Below are 22,079 nucleotides of genomic sequence, written 5' to 3'. Positions count from 1 at the left end.
TCAGCTCTTCACGTAGGGCTCGCCGTCGGCCGCCGGTGGGCGGACCCGTCCGACGAAGCCGGCCACCGCGATCACCGTGGCCAGGTAGGGCGAGGCCCGGAGCAGCTCGCCCGGGATCTTGTCCAGGAAGGCCAGCTGGGCCTGCAGGGTCCACATGAAGCCGAAGAAGAGCGCCGCGAGCGAGGCGAAGACCGGGTGCCAGCGGCCCATGATCACCGCGGCCAGGGCGATGAAGCCGTTGCCGGCCGAGGCGCCGTTGTCGAAGGAGCCGGTCGAGCCCACCGTGAAGTAGGCGCCGCCCAGTCCCGCCAGGGCACCGCCCAGCAGCACGGCCTGCCACCGGACCCGGTTGACCTTGATGCCGACCGTGTCCGCCGCCTTCGGGTGCTCCCCCACGCTGCGCACCCGAAGGCCCCAGCGGGTCTGGAAGAGCAGCCAGCTGACCAGGACGACCGAGAGGTACATCAGGTAGACCAGCAGCGACTGGTTGAAGAGGGTCGACCCCAGGACCGGGATCTCGCTGAGCACCGGGATCTCGATCCGCGGCAGGATCAGCGGCTCGTTGAGGTACTGCTTGACCTCCGGGTCGCTCGGGATCTGGCTGAGCAGGAAGCTCGACAGCCCGGTGGCCAGGGCGATCAGCACCACGCCGAGGACCACCTGGTTGACCAGGTAGCGCATCGCGAAGACGCCGAGCAGGGCGGCCATCCCGACGCCTGCGAGGACGGCACCGACCAGGCCCATCTCGGCGCTGTAGGCCAGCGACGAGGCGACCGCCGCGAAGAACGCGCCCATCAGGAACTGACCCTCGATGGCGATGTTGATGACGCCCGCGCGCTCGCAGAGCACCCCGGCGAGGGCACCGAAGACCAGCGGGGTCGCCAGGCGGACGGTGCCCGGCATCGGGTTGGTCATCACGATGGAGCCGGCGCTGGTCTGGTCGGCGTAGACCCACACCAGGAAGCCGCCGAAGAAGGCGGCGCCGACGGCAAGGTGCACCACGATCCCGACCCAGTTCCTCGGGACCCGGTTGAGGGCGGCGAGCACCACGGCGACGGCCGCGACGACGACGGCCGGCCACAGGATGAAGAACCCGTTGGCCTCCACCGGCGGGTGCTCCTTGCGGTTGACCCGATCCTCGAGGGTGTACCAGACGGTGGCGTCCTTCGTGGTCAGCGCGAAGGCCACCAGGGCGGCCAGGACCAGTGCGTAGACGACGACCAGCTTGATCTGGCGCCGGACGTCGGCACGGTCGCGCACCTCGACGGTGCCGGTGTCGCTCACTGCGGTCGCGGTGCTCATCCGCCCCATCCCTTCGCCTGCACGGTGGACCCGGACCCGCTGGTCCTCATCCGGGTCAGGCCGCGGACCAGCGCAGGTGCCGCGACGAACAACACGATCAGCGCCTGGAGCACCTGCGCGAGCTCCTTGGGCGTGCCGGCCGAGGCCTGCATCGCGACGCCGCCCACGCTCAGGGCGCCGAAGAGCAGGCCCGCGAGCACCGTGCCCAGCGGGGTGGCCCGGCCCAGCAGCGCGACGGTGATCGCGTCGAAGCCGATGGCGCCGGCCAGGGTCGGGCTCAGCGAGGACTGGTCGCCGAGCACCTGCATCGTCGCCGCGAGGCCCGACAGGGCGCCGGCCAGCAGCATCGCGACGGTGAAGACCTTCGCCACGTTCATGCCGGCCGTGCGCGAGGCGTCGGGGTTGGCCCCGACGGCCCGCAGCTCGAAGCCCAGCGTGCTCCGCTCCAGCACCCACCAGACGCCCAGCGCGGCCAGGAAGGCCAGCAGCACGCCGAGGTGGATGTCGGAGACCGACCCGAACGCCGCCGAGTCAGCCACCGGCGGCGACTGGGTGTTGTCGCTGCCCGGACGCTGGAACGCGTCCTTGCTGAGCGCGTAGAGCAGGATCGACGCCGCGAGGTAGTTGAACATGATGGTGGTGATGACCTCGTGGGCGCCGGTGCGGGCCTTGAGGAAGCCGACCAGCCCGCCGTAGAGCCCGCCCGCGGCGACGCCGGCCACCAAGGCCACCAGCATGTGCAGCACCGGCGGCAGGTCCCAGGTGAAGCCGACGTAGCCGGCGGCCAGGAAGCCGAAGACCATCTGGCCGGTCGCGCCGATGTTGAAGAGGCCGGCCCGGAAGGCCAGCGAGACGCCGAGGCCGGCGCAGATCAGCGGGGCCGACCGCTCCAGCGTGGTGCCCAGCCGGCCGGGGCTGCCCACCGAGCCCTTGACGAGCGCGGAGTAGGAGGACCAGACGGCGTCCCACGAGGCGCTGAGGAAGTCGGCGGGGTAGGTGAAGAGGTAGGGCAGCGACTCGATCGCGTCCTCGTCGCTGAGCACCACCAGCAGGGCGCCGATGACGAGCGCCACCACGATGGCGACGGCCGTCTCGACCAGGGTCGGCAACCAGCTCACCGGCTTGTGCAGGACGGCGCGGGTGGGCTGCGCCTCCTCCGGCTTGGGGTCGGTCCCCGTGACGGGGCTCTGCGGGCTCATGCCTTCACCTCGGTGCTCTCCGTGCCGGCCCCTGCCATCAGCAGGCCGATCTCCTCGCGCGGCGTGTCGGGTCCGACGACCGCGACCACCCGCCCGTCGTACATCACTGCGATCCGGTCCGAGAGGGCGTAGATCTCGTCGAGCTCGGTCGAGACGATCACCACGGCGGTGCCGTGGTCGCGCTCGGCGACGATGCGCTTGTGGATGAACTCGATCGAGCCGACGTCGACCCCACGGGTGGGCTGGGCGGCGACGAGCACCTTCAGCGGCCGGGAGAACTCCCGGGCGACCACGACCTTCTGCTGGTTGCCGCCCGACAGCGAGCTGACCGGGGTCTCGGGCCCCTCCGTGCGGATGTCGAACTCCTCGATCCGCTTGTCGGCGTTCTTCGCCATCGCGTCCAGCCGCAGGGCCGGCCCGCGGGAGAACTCCTCGCTCCGGTAGAGGTCGAGGACCAGGTTCTCCCGGACGCTGAAGTCGCCCACGTAGCCGTCGTGGGAGCGGTCCTCGGGGACGTAGCCGATGCCGGCGTCGAGGCTCTCCCGGGGACCGTGCCGGGTGATGTCCTCGCCGTCGAGCCGGATGACGCCGGCGTCGGGGCGGATCAGGCCGAGCAGCGCCTTGACCAGCTCGGTCTGCCCGTTGCCCTGCACGCCCGCGATGCCCAGGACCTCACCGCCTCGCGCCGCGAGGGAGACGTCCTTGAGCACCTGGTGGCCCCGCGGGTCGACGACCGTGAGGTTCTCCACCGAGAGGACCTCGGCGCCGGAGCGGGGTGGCTCCTTGTCGACCACGAGCTGGACCGCGCGGCCGACCATCATCTCGGCCAGCTCGGTCTCCGAGGCGGTGGGCGGGGCGGTGCCGACGACCTTGCCGCGGCGGATCACGCTGATCCTGTCCCCGACGGCCTTGACCTCGCGCAGCTTGTGGGTGATGAAGACGATCGAGGTGCCCTGCTCCTTGAGCGCACGCATGATGGTCATCAGCTCGTCGATCTCCTGCGGCGTCAGCACCGCGGTGGGCTCGTCGAGGATCAGCACCTTGGCGTCGTGCGAGAGGGCCTTGATGATCTCCACCCGCTGCTGCACGCCGACGGGGAGGTCCTCGATCAGGGCGTCGGGGTCGACCGCCAGGTTGTAGCGCTCCGAGAGCTCGCGCACCGTCTGCGCCGCCTTGGCCCGGTTGAGGACGCCGAGCCGGGTGTGCTCCCGGCCCAGCATCACGTTCTCGGCGACGGTGAAGACCGGGACGAGCATGAAGTGCTGGTGGACCATGCCGATGCCCGCGGCGATCGCGTCCCGCGGGGAGGCGAAGGAGACCGGCTCGCCGTCGACGAGGATCTGCCCCTCGGTCGGGTCCAGCAGCCCGTAGAGCATGTTCATGAGCGTCGACTTGCCTGCGCCGTTCTCGCCCAGCAGGCAGTGGATCTCGCCGGGCTCGATGGTCAGGTCGATGCGGTCGTTGGCCGTGAAGGAGCCGAACCGCTTGGTCAGCCCCTGGATCTCGAGCCTCACTGGAATCCTCTCGACGTCGATGTCGGACGCCTCGTCCGCGACCCGGCCCGGTGCGGGCGGCGGATCGACCCTGGAACACCGACGCCGGAGTGGGGAGCGTGCCCCACCCCGGCGCCGGGAATTGCTGTCAGACCTTCGGGGTCACTTGACCTCGAGCTCGCCGGAGATGATCTGCTCCTCCAGCTCGGCGATCTTGTCGGCCACCTCGGGGTCGACGTCGTCGGAGAGCTCGGCCAGCGAGACGCCGCCGTTCTCCAGGGTGCCGACGTAGACCTCGTTGCTGAACTCGTCGTTGAGCGAGGCCTCGATGGCCCCCTCGACGGCGACGTCCATCCCCTTGACCACGGAGGTCAGGAGGACGTCGCAGTACTCGGCGGCCGAGACGCAGCCGTCGGTGTCGACCCAGATCGCGTGGACGTCGGCGTCCTTGGCGGCCTGGAGCGCGCCCAGACCGGCCGGACCGGCGACCGGGAAGATGATGTCCGCGCCCTGGCCGATCATCTGCTCGGCGATCGCCTGACCCTTGGTCTTGTCCTCGAAGTCGTCGGTGAACGAGCCGGACTTGCCGTCCCAGCCGAGGAGCTTGACGTCGGCGCCCTCGTCCTCGTTGTACTTCTCGATGCCCTGGCGGAAGCCCTCCATGAAGATGGTCACGGTGGGGATGTTCATGCCGCCGAGGGTGCCGACGGTGCCGGTCTCGGAGGTCGCCGCGGCGAGGTAGCCGGCGAGGAAGGAGTTCTCGTTGGCGTTGAAGGTCAGGCCCTTGACGTTCTTGGGCGCCTTCTCGTAGGCGAAGTCGACGATCGAGAAGTCGACGTCCTTGTTCTTCTTCGCGGCCGCCAGCGTGGCGTCGCCGAGCAGGAAGCCCACGGTGGTGATGGAGTCGCAGCCCTCGGAGACGAGCGCGGCGATGTTGTCGCCGTACTCGCTGTCGGACTGGGACTCGACCTCACCGGTCTGGACGCCCAGGTTGGTGGCGGCGCTCTCCATGCCGTCGTAGGAGGTCTGGTTGAAGGACTTGTCGTCGAAGCCGCCCGAGTCGGAGACCATGCACGCCTTGAAGTCGACCTGCTCGGCCGTGGGCGACGGGGACGACGAGGGCGTGCTCGCGTCGTCTGCCTCGTCACTGGAACGCTCGCCACAACCGGCGAGGGTGAGCGCAGCGATGCTGACCACTGCGGCGATACGGGCCGTCTTCTTCACGGCGCCTCCTGATCTTTGTTCCTGGCGCTCGGGGCGCATTTCGGCATCACAGTAATACCGGGAAGCGGAAGGCGAGGTGTCGCACCCCCCTTCGTTACCGGAGGGTGACCTAGTGGGCTCAGGCCCGGCTCCGGGACCGCCCCAGGGCGACCACCGCCGCCTCGGCCAGCACCCGCGCCGCGATCGTCACGGCGCCCTCGTCGATCCGCAGGTTCCCCTGGTGGAGGTCGTACGTCGGCCCCCCGGGGGTCCGGGTGCCCAGCCGTCCCATGGCGCCGGGGACCCGGTCCAGGTACCACCCGAAGTCCTCGCCGCCCAGGCTCTGGCTGGTCGGCACGTGCCCGCGGTCGCCCAGGACGGTCTCCACCGCGGTGGCCAGCACCGCGGTGGAGGCGGCGCCGTTGACGACCGGCGGCACCCCGCGCTGGTAGGAGACCTCCGCGGTCACGCCGTAGGGGGCCACGATCTGGCTGACCAGGGTCCGGACCAGGTGCTCGGCGTCGGCCCACGCCACGGCGTCGAGCATCCGCACCGTGCCGGCCAGCTCCCCCACCCCCGGGATCACGTTGTGCGCGGAGCCGGCGTGGACGCGTCCCCAGACCACGCTCGCGCCCGCCCGCGGGTCGAGCCGGCGCGACAGGATCGCCGGCAGCTCGGTGAGCAGCTTGCCGAGGGCGAAGGTGAGGTCCTCGGTCAGGTGCGGCCGGGAGGTGTGGCCGCCCTTGCCGGAGACCCGGACGCTGAGGGCGTCCGCGGCGCCGGTCAGCGGACCCACCCGCAGCCCCACCCGGCCGACGTCGAGGCTGGGGTCGCAGTGCAGCCCGAAGATCTGGTCGACCCCCTCCAGGGCGCCGGCCTCGATCAGGTGCAGCGCACCGCCGGGCATGACCTCCTCGGCCGGCTGGAAGACGAGCCGGACCTGCCCCTCGAGCAGCCCGCGGGAGTGGACCTCCTCGAGCGCCAGCGCCGCCCCCACCAGGCCGGCGATGTGCACGTCGTGGCCACACGCGTGGGCGACGCCCGGCACGGTGCTGACCCACGGGTCCTTGATCCTGTCCTCGACCGGCAGCGCGTCCAGGTCGGCCCGCAGCGCCACCCGCGGACCGTCGCTCCCGATCTCGGCGAGCACGCCTCCCCCGGCGACCCGCCGCGTCCGCCACCCGCTGCCCGCGAGCAGGTCGACCACCACGTCGGTCGTCCGGGTCTCGGCCCACGAGAGCTCCGGGTGCGCGTGCAGGTCGCGGCGGAGCTCGACCATCTGGTCGGCGTACTTCGTCACCACCTCGGTCACGACGGAGGAGGCGAGCGGGGTGGAGGCGCTGGAGGTCCGTTCACTCATGGTCACTCCAGGGTAGTTGCCGTCGCGGTCAGTCCCGGTCATAGGCGGCGAGAACCCGGTCGGCCGCCTCGGGGGCCGCCATCCGGCCCGCCAGCACCTCCGCCTTGATCTCCTCGCGCACCGCGTCCACCGCCGGGGAGCGCCGCAGCCGGTGCTCGAGCTCCTCGAGCACGAGCGCCCAGGTGAACTCCAGCTGCTGACCGGCGCGCTTCGCCGCGAGGCCCTCGCCGGCGAGGTGGTCGCGGTGGGAGAGCACCCTGGCCCAGACGTCGGCGACCCCGGTCCCGGTCAGCCCGGAGCAGGTCACGACCGGAGGCGCCCACTCGTGGTGGCCCCTGACCAGGCGCAGCGCCCCGGCCAGCTCGCGCGCGGCGACCCGGGCCTCCGCCTCGCGGTCCTCGTCGGCCTTGTTGACGGCGACCACGTCGGCGATCTCCAGGATCCCCTTCTTGATCCCCTGCAGCTGGTCCCCGGTGCGGGCGATGGTGAGGAAGAGGAAGGTGTCGACCATCCGGGAGACGGTGATCTCGGACTGGCCGACCCCGACCGTCTCCACCAGGACGACGTCGTGGCCGGCGGCCTCGAGCACCGTCATCGCCTGGCTCGTCGCCCGGGCCACGCCCCCGAGCGTGCCGGCGGACGGCGACGGCCGGATGTAGGCCCGCGGGTCCACCGCCAGCCTGGCCATCCGGGTCTTGTCCCCCAGCACGGAGCCGCCGGTCCGCACGGAGGAGGGGTCCACGGCGAGGACCCCGACCCGGCGGCCCTCGCCGGTGAGGTGGGTGCCGAGCGCCTCGATGAAGGTGGACTTGCCGACCCCGGGCACGCCGGAGATCCCCACCCGCACCGCGGGCGAGCCGACGCCCGCGACCGGGGTCAGCTCGGCGAGCAGCTCGCGGGCGGCCGCCCGGTGGTCGGCCCGGGACGACTCCACCAGGGTGATGGCGCGCGAGACGGCCGCGCGGCGTCCCTCACGGACGCCGGCGACCAGCTCGGCGACGTCGACCGGCGGGGCCGGGCTCACTGCTCGCGGAGCCTGGCCAGCAGGCCGAGCGCGCTCTCGGCGATGACGGTGCCGGGGAGGAAGACCTCGGCGGCACCCATCTCCTTGAGCGTCGCCACGTCGTCGGGCGGGATGACCCCGCCGATGACGACCATGACGTCGGGGCGCCCCAGCTCGGCGAGCGCCTTCTTCAGCGCGGGCAGCAGGGTGAGGTGGCCCGCCGCCAGCGAGGAGACCCCGACGATGTGCACGTCTGCGTCGACCGCCTGCTGGGCCACCTCCTCGGGCGTGGAGAAGAGCGGGCCCACGTCGACGTCGAAGCCGAGGTCGGCGAAGGCGGTGACCACCACCTTCTGGCCGCGGTCGTGGCCGTCCTGGCCCATCTTGGCCACCAGGATGCGGGGCCGCCGGCCCTCCGCCTCCTCGAACTCCGCGGTCGCGGCGAGCACCTGCTCGACCCGCGAGTCCTCGCCGCCGCTCGCCTCGTCCCGGTACACGCCGCTGATCGTACGGATGACCGCCTGGTGCCTGCCGTAGACCTTCTCCAGGGCGTCGGAGATCTCACCGACGGTCGCCTTGGCACGGGCCGCGTCGACGGCGAGGCTGAGGAGGTTGCCGTCGAGGCTCCCGCCGTCGTCACCGCGCTCCGCCGAGGCGGTGAGCGCGTCGAGGGTCCGCCGGACCTCGTCGTCGTCCCGCTCGGCGCGGAGCCGCTCCAGCTTGGCGATCTGCTGCCGGTAGACCTCGTCGTTGTCGACCCGGAGCACGTCCAGCGGGTCCTCGTCGGCGAGGCGGAAGGTGTTGACGCCGATCACCTTCTGCGCCCCGGAGTCGATCCGCGCCTGGGTGCGGGCGGCCGCCTCCTCGATGCGCATCTTGGGGATCCCCTGCTCGATGGCCTTGGCCATGCCGCCCGCGGCCTCCGCCTCCTGGATGTGGGCCCAGGCGCGCTCCGCGAGGTCGTGGGTCAGCTTCTCCACGTAGTACGAGCCGCCCCAGGGGTCGATCACCTCGGTGGTCCGCGACTCCTGCTGCAGCAGCAGCTGGGTGTTGCGGGCGATGCGGGCCGAGAAGTCGGTCGGCAGCGCGATCGCCTCGTCGAGGGCGTTGGTGTGCAGCGACTGGGTGTGGCCCTGGGTGGCGGCCATCGCCTCGACCGCGGTGCGCTGGACGTTGTTGAAGACGTCCTGGGCGGTCAGCGACCAGCCGCTGGTCTGGCTGTGCGTGCGCAGCGAGAGCGACTTGGGGTTCTTCGGGTCGAACTGGCGCACCAGGCGCGCCCACAGGGCGCGGGCGGCGCGCATCTTGGCGACCTCCATGAAGAAGTTCATCCCGATCGCCCAGAAGAACGACAGCCGCGGCGCGAAGTGGTCGATGTCGAGCCCGGCGTCGAGGCCGGCGCGGATGTACTCCACCCCGTCGGCCAGCGTGTAGGCCAGCTCGAGGTCGGCGGTCGCCCCCGCCTCCTGCATGTGGTAGCCGGAGATGGAGATCGAGTTGAAGCGCGGCATCCGCTGGGAGGTGAAGGAGAAGATGTCGCTGATGATCCGCATGCTCGGCAGCGGCGGGTAGATGTAGGTGTTGCGGACCATGAACTCCTTGAGGATGTCGTTCTGGATGGTCCCCGTGAGCTCCTCCGGCTTCACCCCCTGCTCCTCGGCCGCCACGATGTAGAGCGCCAGCACCGGCAGCACCGCGCCGTTCATCGTCATCGAGACCGACATCTGGTCCAGCGGGATGCCGTCGAAGAGGGTGCGGGTGTCGTAGATGGAGTCGATCGCCACGCCCGCCATGCCCACGTCGCCGCGCACCCGCGGGTGGTCGGAGTCATAGCCGCGGTGGGTGGCCAGGTCGAAGGCGACGCTGAGGCCCTTCTGGCCGGCCGCCAGGTTGCGGCGGTAGAAGGCGTTGGACTCCTCCGCGGTGGAGAACCCGGCGTACTGGCGCACCGTCCACGGCTGGGTGGTGTACATGGTCGGGTAGGGCCCGCGCAGGAACGGGCTCAGACCCGGCCAGGTGTCCAGGGCGTCGAGGCCCTCGAGGTGCTCGGGGCCGTAGACCGGCAGCACCTGGACGCCCTCGGGCGCCAGCCACCCCTCGCCCTCGGTGCGCGGCGTCGCCGGCCGCTCGCCTGCGGCGGCCAGGTCGATCTCGGAGAAGTTGCTCGGAACGGTCATGCCAGTGCCTCCCGGATCCGGGTCAGGAACGCCAGCGCGTCCACGCCCATGGCGGCGGAGTCGTCCACCGTGTCCTCGGTCATGTTGATCTTCTCGCCGGGCCTGCCGGCGAGCACGACGTAGGAGGCACCCGCGGCGCGCAGCGCGGCGACCGCGTCGGCGCCCCACTCCGCGTACGCCTTGTCGGTGCCGGCCAGGCAGACCACCGGCTGGCCGGAGTAGGCGGCGAGCAGCCCGTCCACACCGTCCGTCGGCCCCGCGACCTCGACCGCGACACCCCCCGCGGCCAGCAGGTTGGTGGCGAAGGTGGCGCGGGCGGTGTGGGCCGCGATGGGACCCATGGTGGCCAGGAAGACGGGGGTGCTCGCCGGCTCGGTGCGCAGCGCCTCGAAGGCCCAGCCGTAGGAGCGGACCCCGTGGCTCGGCGCGGGCTCACGCTGCGGCAGCACCTCGGCGAGGTGGGGGAACTCCGAGAGCCCGGTAATCGGGCGGGAGCGGTCGGCCACCTGGGCGTCGCGCTCCGCGGCGGTCGCGACCACCCGGTCGGCCACGCCCTGGCGGGCCTCCAGCGACTGGACCCCGCCGGCGGCCTCGATGCGGCCGAGCTCGGCCCACCCGGCCACGGCCAGGTCGTCGGTGAGCCGTTCCACCGCGTAGGAGCCGCCGGCCGGGTCGGCGACCACGGCGAGGTGGGACTCCTCGATCAGCAGCGAGGAGGTGTTGCGCGCGATCCGGCGACCGAAGGCGTCGGGGCGGCCCAGGGGCTCGTCGAACGGGACGACGGTGACCGCGTCGGCCCCGCCCACCCCGGCGGCGAACGCCGCGACCGTGGTGCGGAGCATGTTCACCCACGGGTCGAACCGCGTCATCATCGGACGACTGGTGACCGCGTGCTGGCGCTGCGCCACGTCGCGGGCGCCGGAGGCCTCCAGGACCCGGGCCCACAGCCGGCGGGCGGCGCGGAGCTTCGCGATCGTCGGGAACTGCTCGTCGGTCGCCGCGTAGCGGAACTCGATGACCCGGGCCGCCTCCTCGACCGGCATGCCGGCCTCGGTCAGCACGCGGAGGTAGTGGACGCCGACCGCCATCGACCAGCCGAGCTCCTGGGCGTCGCTGGCCCCCTTGTCGTGGAGCGCGGTGCCATCGACGACGAGACCCAGGATCCCGAGCTGCCAGGCCCGTCGGGCGAGTGGCACCAGGTGCTCGATCGGCTCGCTGCCCTCCTCGGACTCCGCGGAGCCGAACATGTCGAGCGTCTGCGGGTCGAAGGAGAGGTTGGCACCGCCCGCGACCGGGCCGTCCCACGCCTCCAGCACGTCGGCCAGCGCGGCGGCCTGCGCCGGGGTGGGCCGGTCGAGGGTCACCGGGGCGAGGTCGAGCAGGACTCCGGCCAGGGTCGCCTCGAGGTCCACCTCGGCGTCACCCAGGGCCAGCAGCAGCGAGGTGGCGCCGTTCTCCAGGTCGACCAGGGCGGCCTCGTTGAGCGCCGAGGCGTCGTCCCCCACCAGCGGGGTGCGGACGTCCCAGGCGCCGGCCCGGGCCGGCCTCCCCGAGGTGGTCAGTCCGTCGAGGGAGGCGGGGGTGCCGATGGGGTCGACGACGATGCCGTCCAGCGTGGTGCGCCCGAGCCGCTGCCAGACCAGGGCGTCCGGCTCGTCGTCCCGCATCCGGCCGGACTTGCGGAGCACGGCCGCGGTGGCCCGCTCCCAGTCCGCGGCGGTGGCGGCGTCGGCCTCGGAGGAGAGCGCGAGTCGCTCGTGGGGTGAGGTCATGCTGCGCAGGATAGGCCGGACCCCTGCCGGCGCCGCGCGCCTGGTCGCATGTCAGGACCCCTCTCGGGGGTGACCCGTCGGTAACCGGAGGTTTCTCACACCCGGACGTGGAGGCGGTGGTCCGCCACGGCGTACAGGCGCGGTAGTTTGTCCTCTTGTGGCAACCCATACTCCTACGCGGACCCTGGCCAAAGGGTCACGCTCCACGCGCTCGACCGTCGCCCTGAAGCTCACCATGGCCGTCAGCGGCCTCGTCTTCATCGGCTACCTGGTCCTTCACATGTACGGCAACCTCAAGGTGTTCGCGGGGCACGACTCGTTCAACGAGTACGCCCACCACCTCAAGGTCTTCGGGGAGCCGATGCTCCCGGAGAACGGCCTGCTGTGGGCCATGCGCGTGCTGCTGATCGTGGCCCTCGTCGCGCACGTCTACGCGGCCAGCGTGCTGGCCCGCCGCGCCCACGGGGCGCGGACCACCAAGTACGTGATGAAGAAGAACCTCGGCTCCTCGCTCTCCTCGCGCACCATGCGGTGGGGCGGCGTGACGATCCTGGTCTTCCTCGTCTGGCACCTGCTCAACTTCACCATCGGGAAGATCAACCCCAACCCCGACGGGACCGGCACGGCCGACCCCTACAACCTGCTGGTCGAGTCCTTCGAGCTGTGGTGGATGACCGCCATCTACCTGGTGGCCATGGTCGCGCTCGGCCTGCACCTGCACCACGGCACCTGGAGCGCCATGCAGACCCTCGGCCTCACCAACACCGCCCGCTCCCGGGCGCGGGCCAAGGCGGCCGGCTGGGTCGTGGCGATCGTCATCGCCGGCGGCTTCGCGCTCGTCCCGATCTCGGTGCTCCTCGGCATCGTCTCCAAGTAAGGACCCACATCTCCATGGCTTTCCTGGACGGAACCACCCAGCTCAACCAGCCACCGGTGCAGGTCTCCGACGACGCCCGCGGCTACTACACGCTCGGCGAGAAGCTCGTCGACCCGGTCGCCCCCACCGGTCCCATCAAGGACCGCTGGACCAACCGCAAGTTCGAGAACCGCCTGGTCAACCCGGCCAACCGCCGCAAGATGAGCATCATCATCGTCGGCACCGGCCTGGCCGGCGGCGCCGCCGCGGCCACGCTGGGCGAGGCGGGCTACCACGTGAAGTCCTTCTGCTACCAGGACTCCCCGCGCCGGGCCCACTCGATCGCCGCGCAGGGCGGCATCAACGCCGCGAAGAACTACAAGGAGGACGGCGACTCCACGCACCGTCTCTTCTACGACACCGTCAAGGGCGGCGACTACCGCGCCCGTGAGAACAACGTCTACCGGCTCGCCGAGGTCAGCGCCAACATCATCGACCAGTGCGTGGCCCAGGGCGTCCCGTTCGCCCGGGAGTACGGCGGCCTGCTCGACAACCGCTCCTTCGGCGGCGTCCAGGTCTCCCGCACCTTCTACGCCCGTGGCCAGACCGGCCAGCAGCTGCTGATCGGCGCCTACCAGGCGATGGAGCGGCAGGTGGCCGCCGGCACCGTCGAGCAGTTCACCCGCCACGAGATGCTCGAGCTGGTCCTGGTCGACGGCAAGGCCCGCGGCATCGTGGCGCGCGACCTGGTGACCGGTGAGGTCCAGACCCACCTCGCCGACGCGGTCGTGCTCGCCTCCGGCGGCTACGGCAACGTCTTCTACCTCTCCACCAACGCGATGGGGTCCAACGTCACCGCGACCTGGCGGGCCCACCGCAAGGGCGCCTACATGGCCAACCCGTGCTACACGCAGATCCACCCGACCTGCATCCCGGTCTCCGGCGACCACCAGTCCAAGCTGACGCTGATGTCGGAGTCGCTGCGCAACGACGGCCGGATCTGGGTCCCCAAGAACGTCGAGGACTGCGAGAAGGACCCGCGCGACATCCCCGAGGAGGACCGCGACTACTACCTGGAGCGGATCTACCCGGCGTTCGGCAACCTGGTCCCCCGTGACATCGCCTCGCGCGCCGCCAAGTACATGTGCGACGACGGCCGCGGCGTCGGCCCCGCCGTGCGCGAGGTGGACAAGGACGGCAACGAGCGCATGGTCCGTCGGGGCGTCTACCTCGACTTCGCCGAGGCGATCGCCCGTCTGGGCGAGGACGCGGTGCGGGAGAAGTACGACAACCTCTTCGACATGTACGCCCGGATCACCGGCGAGAACCCCTACGAGACGCCGATGCGGATCTACCCCGCGGTGCACTACGTGATGGGTGGCCTGTGGGTCGACTACCACCTGCAGTCCAACGTGCCGGGGCTCTTCGTCGCCGGCGAGGCCAACTTCTCCGACCACGGGGCCAACCGGCTCGGCGCCTCGGCGCTCATGCAGGGGCTGGCGGACGGCTACTTCGTCCTCCCGAACACGATCCGCGACTACCTCGCGGACGCGCCGTTCGAGAAGATCTCCGACGACCACCCCGAGGTCGTGGCCGCCCGCCAGGAGGTGGAGGGACGGATCGCGAAGTTCCTCTCCATCAACGGCACCCGAAGCGCCGACAGCTACCACAAGGCCCTGGGCAACATCATGTGGGAGTACTGCGGCATGGAGCGGAGCGAGGCGGGGCTGCGCAAGGCGATCGACATGATCCGCGAGCTCAAGGCCGACTTCTGGACCAACCTCAAGGTCCTGGGCACCGCGGACAGCCTCAACCAGAGCCTGGAGAAGGCCGGCCGGGTGGCCGACTTCATCGAGCTGGGCGAGCTCATGTGCATCGACGCCCTCAACCGCCGCGAGTCCTGCGGCGGCCACTTCCGTGCCGAGTCCCAGACCGAGGACGGCGAGGCGCTGCGCCACGACGAGGAGTTCGCCTACGTGGCGGCCTGGGAGTGGGGCGGCGACGAGGGTCAGCCGGTCCTGCACAAGGAAGACCTGATCTACACGGCCATCGAGATGAAGCAGCGGAGCTACAAGTGAGCATGAACCTGACTCTGAAGATCTGGCGCCAGCCGGACGGTGCCGACAAGGGGGCGATGCACACCTACCAGGTCTCCGACATCTCCCCCGACATGAGCTTCCTGGAGATGCTCGACCAGCTCAACGAGCAGCTCAACGAGCGGGGCGAGGAGCCGGTGGCCTTCGACTCCGACTGCCGCGAGGGCATCTGCGGCATGTGCGGGATGATGATCAACGGCCAGGCACACGGGCCCGAGGTCACCACCACCTGCCAGCTCCACATGCGCTCCTTCTCCGACGGCGACACGATCACGGTGGAGCCGTGGCGGGCCGACGCGTTCCCGGTCATCAAGGACCTGGTGGTCGATCGCGGCGCGTTCGACCGGATCATCCAGTCGGGCGGCTTCATCTCCGCCAACACGGGCTCGGCGCCGGAGGCCAACTCCGTGCCCGCTCCCCGGGACAAGGCGATGCGCGCCTTCAACGCCGCGACCTGCATCTCCTGCGGCGCCTGCGTGGCGGCCTGCCCCAACGGCTCGGCCTCGCTCTTCCTGGGCGCCAAGATCACCCACCTGGGTGAGCTGCCGCAGGGCCAGCCCGAGCGGGACCCCCGCGTGGTCAACATGCTCGGCCAGCACGACCACGAGGGCTTCGGCGGCTGCACCAACATCGGCGAGTGCACCGCGGCCTGCCCCAAGGAGATCCCGCTCGACGTCATCTCGCAGCTCAACAAGGACCTGCGGACGGCGATGAAGCACGGTCTCTGAGACTCGCACAGCCACGCGACGGCCGGTCCCCCTCGGGGGCCGGCCGTTCGTGCTCTGAGGACCGGGGCCGAGCTCAGTGCGCGGAGCGCAGGGCGAACGCCCGGTTCGGCATCCACCCCTCGCCCTCGCAGTGGTGGTAGAGGTGGAACTCGGTCGCCTCGAAGTGGCACTCGAAGTCCGCCAGCTCGGCGAAGGCGCGGTCGAGGCGGTCGTCGGCCAGGTCGTGGGCGACGGTGACGTGCGGGTGGTAGGGGAAGGTGAGGCGGACGTCGAGCGGCGGTGTCCGCACGTCCCTCGCGAGCGCCTCGCACTGGGAGATGCCCCGGGCCACCGTCACGAAGACGACGGGCGAGACGGGGCGGAAGGTCCCGGTGCCGCGCAGGTGGATCGGGAACGCGGGGTGACGTGAGGCCACCCGGAGCAGGTGCTCCTCGACCTCGGCCATCGCGTCCTCCCCCTCCACCGCGGTGGGCGGGATGAGGGTGATGTGGGTCGGGATGAGGGTGGCCGAGACGTCACCGAGCCCAGCGCGGTAGTCCTGGAGCTGCTTGCCCCAGGGCTCCGGTATGGCGATGGCCACGCCGATCGTCTGCACGAGTGCCCTCTATCGTCCGGCCGGCGCGACGAAGCCCACGCGGTCGTAGACGTCGCGCAGGGTCGCCTCCGCCACCGCGGAGGCCTTCTGTGCGCCCGAGGCCAGCACGTCGTCCAGGTGCGCCCGGTCCTCGAGCAGCTCCAGGGTGCGGTCCCGGAACGGGGTCACGAACTCCACCACCACCTCGGCCACCTCCTTCTTGAGGTCACCGTAGCCCCGGCCGGCGAACCGCTCCTCCAGATCGGCGACGGCCTCACCCGAGAGCGCGGAGTGGATGGTGAGGAGGTTGCTCACGCCCGGCTTCTCCTCGGCGTCGAAGCGGATCTCCGAGCCCGAGTCGGTCACCGCGGAGCGGATCTTCTTGGCGCTCACCTTCGGGTCGTCGAGCATCTCCACGATGCCGTTGGGCGAGGACGCCGACTTCGACATCTTGGCGGTCGGATCCTGGAGGTCGGCGATCCTCGCCGTCTCCTTGAGGATGAACGGCTCCGGGAGCCGGAAGGTCTTCTTGTAGCGGTGGTTGAACCGCTGCGCGAGGTCACGGGTCAGCTCGAGGTGCTGGCGCTGGTCCTCCCCCACCGGCACGTACTGCGGCCGGTAGAGCAGGATGTCCGCGGCCATCAGGATGGGGTAGGTGAAGAGGCCCACGCTGGCGGCACCCTCCCCCTGCTTGGCCGACTTGTCCTTGAACTGGGTCATCCGCCGGGCCTCCCCGAAGCCGGTGAGGCACTGCAGCACCCAGCCGAGCTGGGCGTGGGCCGGCACCTGGCTCTGCACGAAGATCGCCGCGCGCTCCGGGTCGACGCCAGCGGCGATCAGCTGGGCCCCTGCGCGCAGCGTGCGCTCGCGCAGCACCTTGGGGTCCTGCTCGACGGTGATCGCGTGCTGGTCGGCGATGAAGAAGAACGGCTCGTACTCCGCCTGCAGGTCGACCCACTGTCGCAGCGCACCGAGGTAGTTGCCGAAGTGGAACGAGTCGGCGGTGGGCTGGATGCCGGAGAGCACGCGAGGTCGAGCAGTCGGAGCGGACATGGCAGCCATTGTCACAGGCGACGCCCGACCCCCTGAAACCGGCTCGGCCACCGATCCGGCTGCGGGCACCGCCTGCCGCGCACTATCCTTTCGCCGGTGGGGAGGAGAGCAGGCAGGCTGCCGCCGTCAGTGCTGATGGTCGTCGTGCTGGTGGTCGTCGACGTCGCGGTGGTGCTGCTCCTCCTGGGAGCCACCGGCGCGGTCGACCACGCCGCCCAGGGCCTGGACCGCACCACCCGGTGGAGCTGCGCCGGGCGCGCGCTGGAGTCCCGCGGGGAGCGGCCCCTCCGCTACGTGCCCGGGGAGGAGTCCCGCTTCGTCGGCCCCAACACCATCGAGTTCGAGGTGCGCGGGGAGGACCGGGAGTCCCGCCGCATCCGGTGCGTGTTCGAGGCGGGCGGGGACGAGATCGGCGACCCGCTGCGGGTCGTCGAGGCGCGGGTGCTGCCATGACCTCGCCCTCCCTGACCCAGCCGTCGGTGCCCGGCGACTGGCCGGACCCGACCCGCGCCCACCCGTGGCTGGCCGTGGCGGTGCTGGCGGTGACCAACCTGCTGCCCCTCGTCCTGGTCGTCCAGGGCTCGCTCGACCTTCCGCTGCTGGTCGTCTGCTACGCCGTGGAGGCCGTGCTGGTCACCCTCTCCACCCGCGCCCGCGAGGGGAGGTTCGCGACGCTGCGCGGCCGCGCCCTCTTCGCCCTGGGCCTGGTGCTCTTCGCCGGGGCGCCGCTGACCGCCATCACCTGGGGCGCGTCCACCTGGGCGGTCCTGATCGCGACGGTGCTCCTCTTCGTGGTCGGCCTGCGTACCGCCGAGCGGCAGGCCGGACCCACCGAGCAGAGCTGGGTCGGGACCTACAGCTGGCACCTGTGCGTCGTCTTCGTCGGCTCGGCGATCGCCGTCCCCTACATGGAGGACCTCTCGGTGCTGCACCAGGCGGGATGGCAGCCCGCGCCCCTGGGGGAGTTCCCGCTCTCCGGGCTCGCGCTCGGCGTCAACCGGACCATCGTGGACAGCGGCGTGGCGCCCGAGGTCCTCGGCACCGCCGTCTTCGTGCTCTTCAAGACGGTCAACGAGGTGACGATGGCGGCCCGGCGCGCCTACCTGTCGACCCGCTGGAGGTGGAGCCGGGCGGAGAGTCCCAGGACGCCCAGCCCCAGCACGGAGAGCCCGAAGCCCACGAGCCCGGGCGCCCGGTAGCCCCAGCCGGCCGCGATGACCAGCCCGCCGAGCCAGGCGCCCAGCGCGTTGGCGACGTTGAGGGCGACGTGGTTCATCGTCGCGCCGATCGTCTCCGCGTCGCCGGCGACCTCCATCAGGCGCAGCTGCAGGTTGACCACCAGGATCGACCCGGTGGCGGTGATCCCGAAGACGATCGGCAGGGTCCACCAGCCGGTGGGCGCCAGCACGGAGAAGGCGAGCAGCAGCAGGCCCTGACCGCCGCCGCCGATGAAGAGCGAGCGGAAGACCGACCAGGCGGCGAGCTCGCCGGCCAGCCAGGTGCCGACGACCATGCCCAGCCCGAAGGCCAGCAGGAAGACCGGGGCCACCGCCTCGGGGAGCCCGCCCACCTCGGTCAGCGTCGGGACGATGTAGGTGTAGACCGCGAACATCCCACCGAAGCCGACCGCCCCGGCGAGCACCGTCAGGAGCACCTGCGGCTTCGCCAGGGCACCGAGCTCGCGGCGCCAGTGCGCGTCGGCGTCGCCGGGCCGGGAGGGCACGAAGGCGAGCACCAGGGCCAGGGTGAGGAGCCCCATCCCGGAGACCAGCCAGTACGCCGCCCGGTAGCCGGCCGTCTGGCCCAGCCAGGTCGCGGCAGGCACGCCGAGCAGGTTGGCGACCGAGAGCCCCAGCATCACCATCGCCACCGCCCGACCACGACGGCCCGGACGGGCCAGCCCGGCGGCGACCAGCGAGGCCACCCCGAAGAAGGCGCCGTGGGGCAGCCCGGAGACGAAGCGCGCGACCAGCAGGCCGTCGTACGACGAGACCAGGGCGGTCGCCACGTTGCCCACGGCGAAGAGGACCATCAGGCCCACGAGCAGGGCACGACGCGGCCAGCCGGACCCCAGGAAGGCCACCACCGGCGCGCCCACCACCACACCCAGGGCGTAGGCGGAGATGGCGTGGCCGGTCGAGGGGATGCTTGCCCCGACCCCCCGGGCCATCTGCGGCAGCAGGCCCATCGAGACGAACTCGGTGGTGCCGATGGCGAAGCCACCCATCGCCAGGGCGCCGATCGCCAGGCCGGTGTGCCGGGAGGCCGCGCGCCCCTCCGGAGCTCGTTCAGTCGTCGTCTGCGCCACGAGGGTGCAGCACCACGCCCCCGTCGGCTATTCCGGGAACGACGGCCGGATCCTCAAGCTCCCGCGCCCGACGCCGCTCCCGGAGGTGGAACCCGAGGTCGAGGACGGTCTTGAGACCGCAGAGGAGGAGCACCGGTGCCAGCAGGCTGGTCGTCCCCAGCGGCCCGGGTCCCTCGACCTGGTCGCGGACCATCAGCAGGAAGCCCACGATGATCGAGAAGTGGAGCACCAGCATCCGCGGATAGGGCTGCCACATCGCCTGGCTGGGCGAGAGCTGCGAGCGCTCGTCCTCGCCGAACCAGTTGACCGCCAGCGAGACCACGTGGCTGAGCAGGAAGGCGAGGCCGGTCAGCAGCCAGTACCTGCCGTGGAGGTCCCCCTCGGCGGCGAACGCCAGGCCGAAGGCGAAGAAGCCGTGGACCAGGGTGAAGATCCCGAAGTGGAAGGAGAAGAACCCGGCGAGCACGCCGCGGGGCATCAGGTGGGCGGGGCGGTCGTTGATCCTCAGGCTCGAGTCGGCTGGCTCGGCCCCGCGGGCGCTGGCGATCTTGACCACGGTCACCGCCCAGACGGCGAGGTTCTCCAGCCAGTAGACGACGAAGACGTCGCCCATCGTCATCCACCCGGCCAGCACCGCCGCGACCGGCAGCAGGTTGACCGCGACCAGCGCGAAGGCGGAGAGCAGCGGCGCCGCCGACACGAGGTCGGCGGCGCCGCGGCGGTCCGGGCGTTGGCTCATCAGCCCAGGGAGGCGATCGCCTCGTTGAGGGTCTTCGAGGGACGCATCACCGCGGTGACCTTCTCCTCGTCGGGGCGGAAGTAGCCGCCGATGTCGGCCGGCGACCCCTGCACCGCGTTGAGCTCGTCGACGATGGTCGACTCGCTCTCGCGCAGCGACGAGGCCAGCGAGGCGAACGCCGCCGCCAGCTCCGCGTCCTCGGTCTGCCGGGCCAGCTCCTCGGCCCAGTAGAGGGCGAGGTAGAAGTGCGACCCGCGGTTGTCGATCGTGCCGAGCTTGCGCCCCGGGGACCGGTCCTCGTTGAGGAAGGTCCCGGTCGCCCGGTCCAGGGTGTCGGCCAGGATCTGGGCCCGCGCGTTGTCGGTGCTCTGCGCGAGGTGCTCGAAGCTCGCAGCGAGCGCGAAGAACTCGCCCAGGCTGTCCCAGCGCAGGTAGTTCTCCTTGACCAGCTGCTGCACGTGCTTGGGTGCGGAGCCGCCGGCACCGGTCTCGAAGAGGCCGCCGCCGTTCATCAGGGGGACGACGGAGAGCATCTTGGCGCTGGTGCCCAGCTCCAGGATCGGGAAGAGGTCGGTGTTGTAGTCGCGCAGCACGTTGCCGGTCACCGAGATGGTGTCCTCGCCCCGGCGGATCCGCTCCAGCGAGTACGCCGTCGCCTCGGCGGGCGCCATGATCTCGATGGTCAGGCCCTCGGTGTCGTGGTCGGCCAGGTACTCCTCGACCTTGGCGATCAGGTTGGCGTCGTGCGCGCGCTCGGCGTCGAGCCAGAAGACGGCCGGCGAGCCGGTCGCCCGGGCGCGGGTCACGGCCAGCTTGACCCAGTCGCGGATCGGGGCGTCCTTGGTCTGGCAGGCGCGCCAGATGTCGCCCGCCGCGACCTGGTGCTCGATCAGCACCTCGCCGGCGGCGTTGACCACCTGCACGGTGCCGTCGGTGGGCACCTCGAAGGTCTTGTCGTGCGAGCCGTACTCCTCGGCCGCCTTGGCCATCAGGCCGACGTTGGGCACCGAGCCCATGGTCGCCGGGTCGAAGGCGCCGTGGGCGCGGCAGTCGTCGATGACCGTCTGGTAGACCCCGGCGTAGGAGGAGTCCGGGATCACCGCGAGGGTGTCCTGCTCCTCGCCCGCCGCGTTCCACATGTGACCCGAGGTGCGGATCATCGCCGGCATGGAGGCGTCGATGATCACGTCGGAGGGCACGTGGAGGTTGGTGATCCCCTTGTCGGAGTCGACCATCGCCAGGGCGGGACCCGCGCCGATGGCCTGCTCGAAGGCGGCCTTGATCTCGGCACCGCCCTCGACGGCGTCGAGCCCGGAGAGGATGCCGCCGAGGCCGTCGTTGGCCGAGAGGCCCGCCGCGGCGAGCTGCTCGCCGTACTTCTCGAAGACGTCGGCGAAGAAGACCTCGACCACGTGGCCGAAGATGATCGGGTCGGAGACCTTCATCATCGTCGCCTTGAGGTGCGCGGAGAAGAGCACGCCCTCCTGCTCGGCCCGGGCCACCTGGTCGGCCAGGAAGCTGCGCAGCGCCGAGACGCTCATGAAGGTGCCGTCCACGACCTCGCCGGCGAGCACCGGGACCGACTCCTTGAGCACCGTGGTGCTGCCGTCGGCGGCGACGAGCTGGATCGTGAGGGTGTCCTCGGCGGGCAGCACGACGGACTTCTCGTTGTCGCGGAAGTCGTCCTTGCCCATCGTGGCCACGTTGGTCTTGGAGTCGCTGCTCCACGCACCCATGCGGTGCGGGTGCGCCTTGGCGTAGTTCTTCACCGAGGCGGGCGCGCGCCGGTCGGAGTTGCCCTCGCGCAGGACCGGGTTGACGGCCGAGCCCTTGACCCGGTCGTACCTGGCGCGGACCTCGCGCTCCTCGTCGGTCTGCGGGTTCTCGGGGTAGTCGGGCAGGTCGAAGCCCTGCTCGCGCAGCTCCTTGACCGCCGCCTTGAGCTGCGGGATCGAGGCCGAGATGTTGGGCAGCTTGATGATGTTGGCCTCGGGCCTGGTGGCCAGCTCGCCGAGCTCGGCGAGCGCGTCGTCGATCCGCTGCTCGGCGGTGAGCCGCTCGGGGAACTGGGAGATGATCCGGCCGGCGAGGGAGATGTCGCGCGTCTCCACTTCCACACCCGCGGTCCGGGCGTACGCCGAGACGATCGGGAGGAAGGAGTACGTCGCCAGGAGCGGCGCCTCGTCGGTGAGGGTGTAGATGATCTTTGCCATGTG

18 protein-coding genes are annotated in these 22,079 nt (G+C 71.3%); 5 read left to right on the top strand and 13 right to left on the bottom strand.

Annotated features, from left to right (window positions below; translation table 11 throughout):
• The 8 genes from AC3X7R_RS06875 to AC3X7R_RS06840 all read right to left on the bottom strand — a co-directional run bounded on the left by AC3X7R_RS06875 (nucleotide 1) and on the right by AC3X7R_RS06840 (nucleotide 11,509).
• Nucleotides 1–1,302, bottom strand: coding sequence for an ABC transporter permease (locus tag AC3X7R_RS06875; protein WP_489964829.1), 1,302 nt, complete (start codon nucleotides 1,300–1,302; stop codon nucleotides 1–3).
• Complete coding sequence (locus AC3X7R_RS06870) at nucleotides 1,299–2,501, bottom strand: ABC transporter permease (RefSeq protein WP_489964828.1); 1,203 nt, start codon at nucleotides 2,499–2,501, stop codon at nucleotides 1,299–1,301. Before AC3X7R_RS06870 ends, AC3X7R_RS06875 begins: the two co-directional genes overlap by 4 nt.
• The gene (locus tag AC3X7R_RS06865; protein WP_489964827.1) at nucleotides 2,498–4,015 is read right to left on the bottom strand and encodes an ABC transporter ATP-binding protein; all 1,518 of its coding nucleotides are present in this window, start codon (nucleotides 4,013–4,015) and stop codon (nucleotides 2,498–2,500) included. Before AC3X7R_RS06865 ends, AC3X7R_RS06870 begins: the two co-directional genes overlap by 4 nt.
• Before the next feature lie 141 nt (nucleotides 4,016–4,156).
• Nucleotides 4,157–5,218 carry a BMP family lipoprotein gene (locus AC3X7R_RS06860; protein WP_489964826.1) on the bottom strand — a complete coding sequence of 354 codons (1,062 nt, stop codon included), beginning with the start codon at nucleotides 5,216–5,218 and terminating at the stop codon, nucleotides 4,157–4,159.
• A 118-nt stretch (nucleotides 5,219–5,336) separates the two neighbouring features.
• Entirely contained in the window at nucleotides 5,337–6,557 is a 1,221-nt protein-coding gene (locus AC3X7R_RS06855) for an amidohydrolase (RefSeq protein WP_489964825.1), read from the bottom strand.
• 28 nt (nucleotides 6,558–6,585) lie between these two features.
• Nucleotides 6,586–7,581 carry a methylmalonyl Co-A mutase-associated GTPase MeaB gene (gene meaB, locus AC3X7R_RS06850; protein WP_489964824.1) on the bottom strand — a complete coding sequence of 332 codons (996 nt, stop codon included), beginning with the start codon at nucleotides 7,579–7,581 and terminating at the stop codon, nucleotides 6,586–6,588.
• Nucleotides 7,578–9,737, bottom strand: coding sequence for a methylmalonyl-CoA mutase (scpA, locus tag AC3X7R_RS06845; protein ID WP_489964823.1), 2,160 nt, complete (start codon nucleotides 9,735–9,737; stop codon nucleotides 7,578–7,580). The genes meaB and scpA overlap by 4 nt, the downstream gene beginning before the upstream one ends.
• Nucleotides 9,734–11,509: a methylmalonyl-CoA mutase family protein gene (locus tag AC3X7R_RS06840; protein ID WP_489964822.1), complete on the bottom strand. Its 1,776-nt coding sequence runs from the start codon at nucleotides 11,507–11,509 to the stop codon at nucleotides 9,734–9,736. Before AC3X7R_RS06840 ends, scpA begins: the two co-directional genes overlap by 4 nt.
• A gap of 157 nt (nucleotides 11,510–11,666) precedes the next feature.
• Here AC3X7R_RS06840 and AC3X7R_RS06835 point away from each other — a divergent pair, with 157 nt between their 5' ends.
• From AC3X7R_RS06835 to AC3X7R_RS06825, 3 genes are read left to right on the top strand one after another with little or no spacing between them, the layout of a single operon-like run.
• The gene (locus tag AC3X7R_RS06835) at nucleotides 11,667–12,386 is read left to right on the top strand and encodes a succinate dehydrogenase cytochrome b subunit (RefSeq protein WP_489964821.1); all 720 of its coding nucleotides are present in this window, start codon (nucleotides 11,667–11,669) and stop codon (nucleotides 12,384–12,386) included.
• Between the two features lie 14 nt (nucleotides 12,387–12,400).
• Entirely contained in the window at nucleotides 12,401–14,443 is a 2,043-nt protein-coding gene (locus AC3X7R_RS06830) for a fumarate reductase/succinate dehydrogenase flavoprotein subunit (protein WP_489964820.1), read from the top strand.
• Between the two features lie 2 nt (nucleotides 14,444–14,445).
• Nucleotides 14,446–15,189 carry a succinate dehydrogenase/fumarate reductase iron-sulfur subunit gene (locus AC3X7R_RS06825; RefSeq protein WP_489964819.1) on the top strand — a complete coding sequence of 248 codons (744 nt, stop codon included), beginning with the start codon at nucleotides 14,446–14,448 and terminating at the stop codon, nucleotides 15,187–15,189.
• Nucleotides 15,190–15,262: 73 nt separating this feature from the next.
• Here the strand turns inward: AC3X7R_RS06825 and AC3X7R_RS06820 are convergent, their stop codons facing one another.
• Nucleotides 15,263–15,784, bottom strand: a complete 522-nt coding sequence (locus AC3X7R_RS06820) for a 2'-5' RNA ligase family protein (RefSeq protein ID WP_489964818.1) — start codon at nucleotides 15,782–15,784, stop codon at nucleotides 15,263–15,265.
• Nucleotides 15,785–15,793: 9 nt separating this feature from the next.
• The gene (gene trpS, locus AC3X7R_RS06815) at nucleotides 15,794–16,825 is read right to left on the bottom strand and encodes a tryptophan--tRNA ligase (protein ID WP_489964817.1); all 1,032 of its coding nucleotides are present in this window, start codon (nucleotides 16,823–16,825) and stop codon (nucleotides 15,794–15,796) included.
• Between the two features lie 87 nt (nucleotides 16,826–16,912).
• Between trpS and AC3X7R_RS06810 the strand changes: the two genes are divergently transcribed.
• Together AC3X7R_RS06810 and AC3X7R_RS06805 are read left to right on the top strand one after the other, a co-directional pair.
• On the top strand, nucleotides 16,913–17,269 hold the full coding sequence (locus tag AC3X7R_RS06810) for a hypothetical protein (RefSeq protein WP_489964816.1): 357 nt from the start codon (nucleotides 16,913–16,915) through the stop codon (nucleotides 17,267–17,269).
• The gene (locus AC3X7R_RS06805; RefSeq protein WP_489964815.1) at nucleotides 17,266–18,015 is read left to right on the top strand and encodes a hypothetical protein; all 750 of its coding nucleotides are present in this window, start codon (nucleotides 17,266–17,268) and stop codon (nucleotides 18,013–18,015) included. The genes AC3X7R_RS06810 and AC3X7R_RS06805 overlap by 4 nt, the downstream gene beginning before the upstream one ends.
• Here AC3X7R_RS06805 and AC3X7R_RS06800 read toward each other — a convergent pair.
• From AC3X7R_RS06800 to AC3X7R_RS06790, 3 genes are read right to left on the bottom strand one after another with little or no spacing between them, the layout of a single operon-like run.
• The gene (locus tag AC3X7R_RS06800; RefSeq protein ID WP_489964814.1) at nucleotides 17,916–19,124 is read right to left on the bottom strand and encodes an MFS transporter; all 1,209 of its coding nucleotides are present in this window, start codon (nucleotides 19,122–19,124) and stop codon (nucleotides 17,916–17,918) included. The two genes, AC3X7R_RS06805 and AC3X7R_RS06800, sit on opposite strands and share 100 nt — an antisense overlap.
• Nucleotides 19,105–19,863, bottom strand: coding sequence for a DUF6498-containing protein (locus AC3X7R_RS06795; protein ID WP_489964813.1), 759 nt, complete (start codon nucleotides 19,861–19,863; stop codon nucleotides 19,105–19,107). Before AC3X7R_RS06795 ends, AC3X7R_RS06800 begins: the two co-directional genes overlap by 20 nt.
• Nucleotides 19,863–22,076, bottom strand: a complete 2,214-nt coding sequence (locus tag AC3X7R_RS06790) for an NADP-dependent isocitrate dehydrogenase (RefSeq protein ID WP_489964812.1) — start codon at nucleotides 22,074–22,076, stop codon at nucleotides 19,863–19,865. Before AC3X7R_RS06790 ends, AC3X7R_RS06795 begins: the two co-directional genes overlap by 1 nt.
• Between the last annotated feature and the right edge of the window lie 3 nt (nucleotides 22,077–22,079).

Source organism: Nocardioides sp. Z22_16 (genome assembly GCF_058134365.1).
The sequence above is the reverse complement of the archived record's forward strand: the minus strand, read 5'-3'. Positions and strand labels throughout refer to the sequence as shown.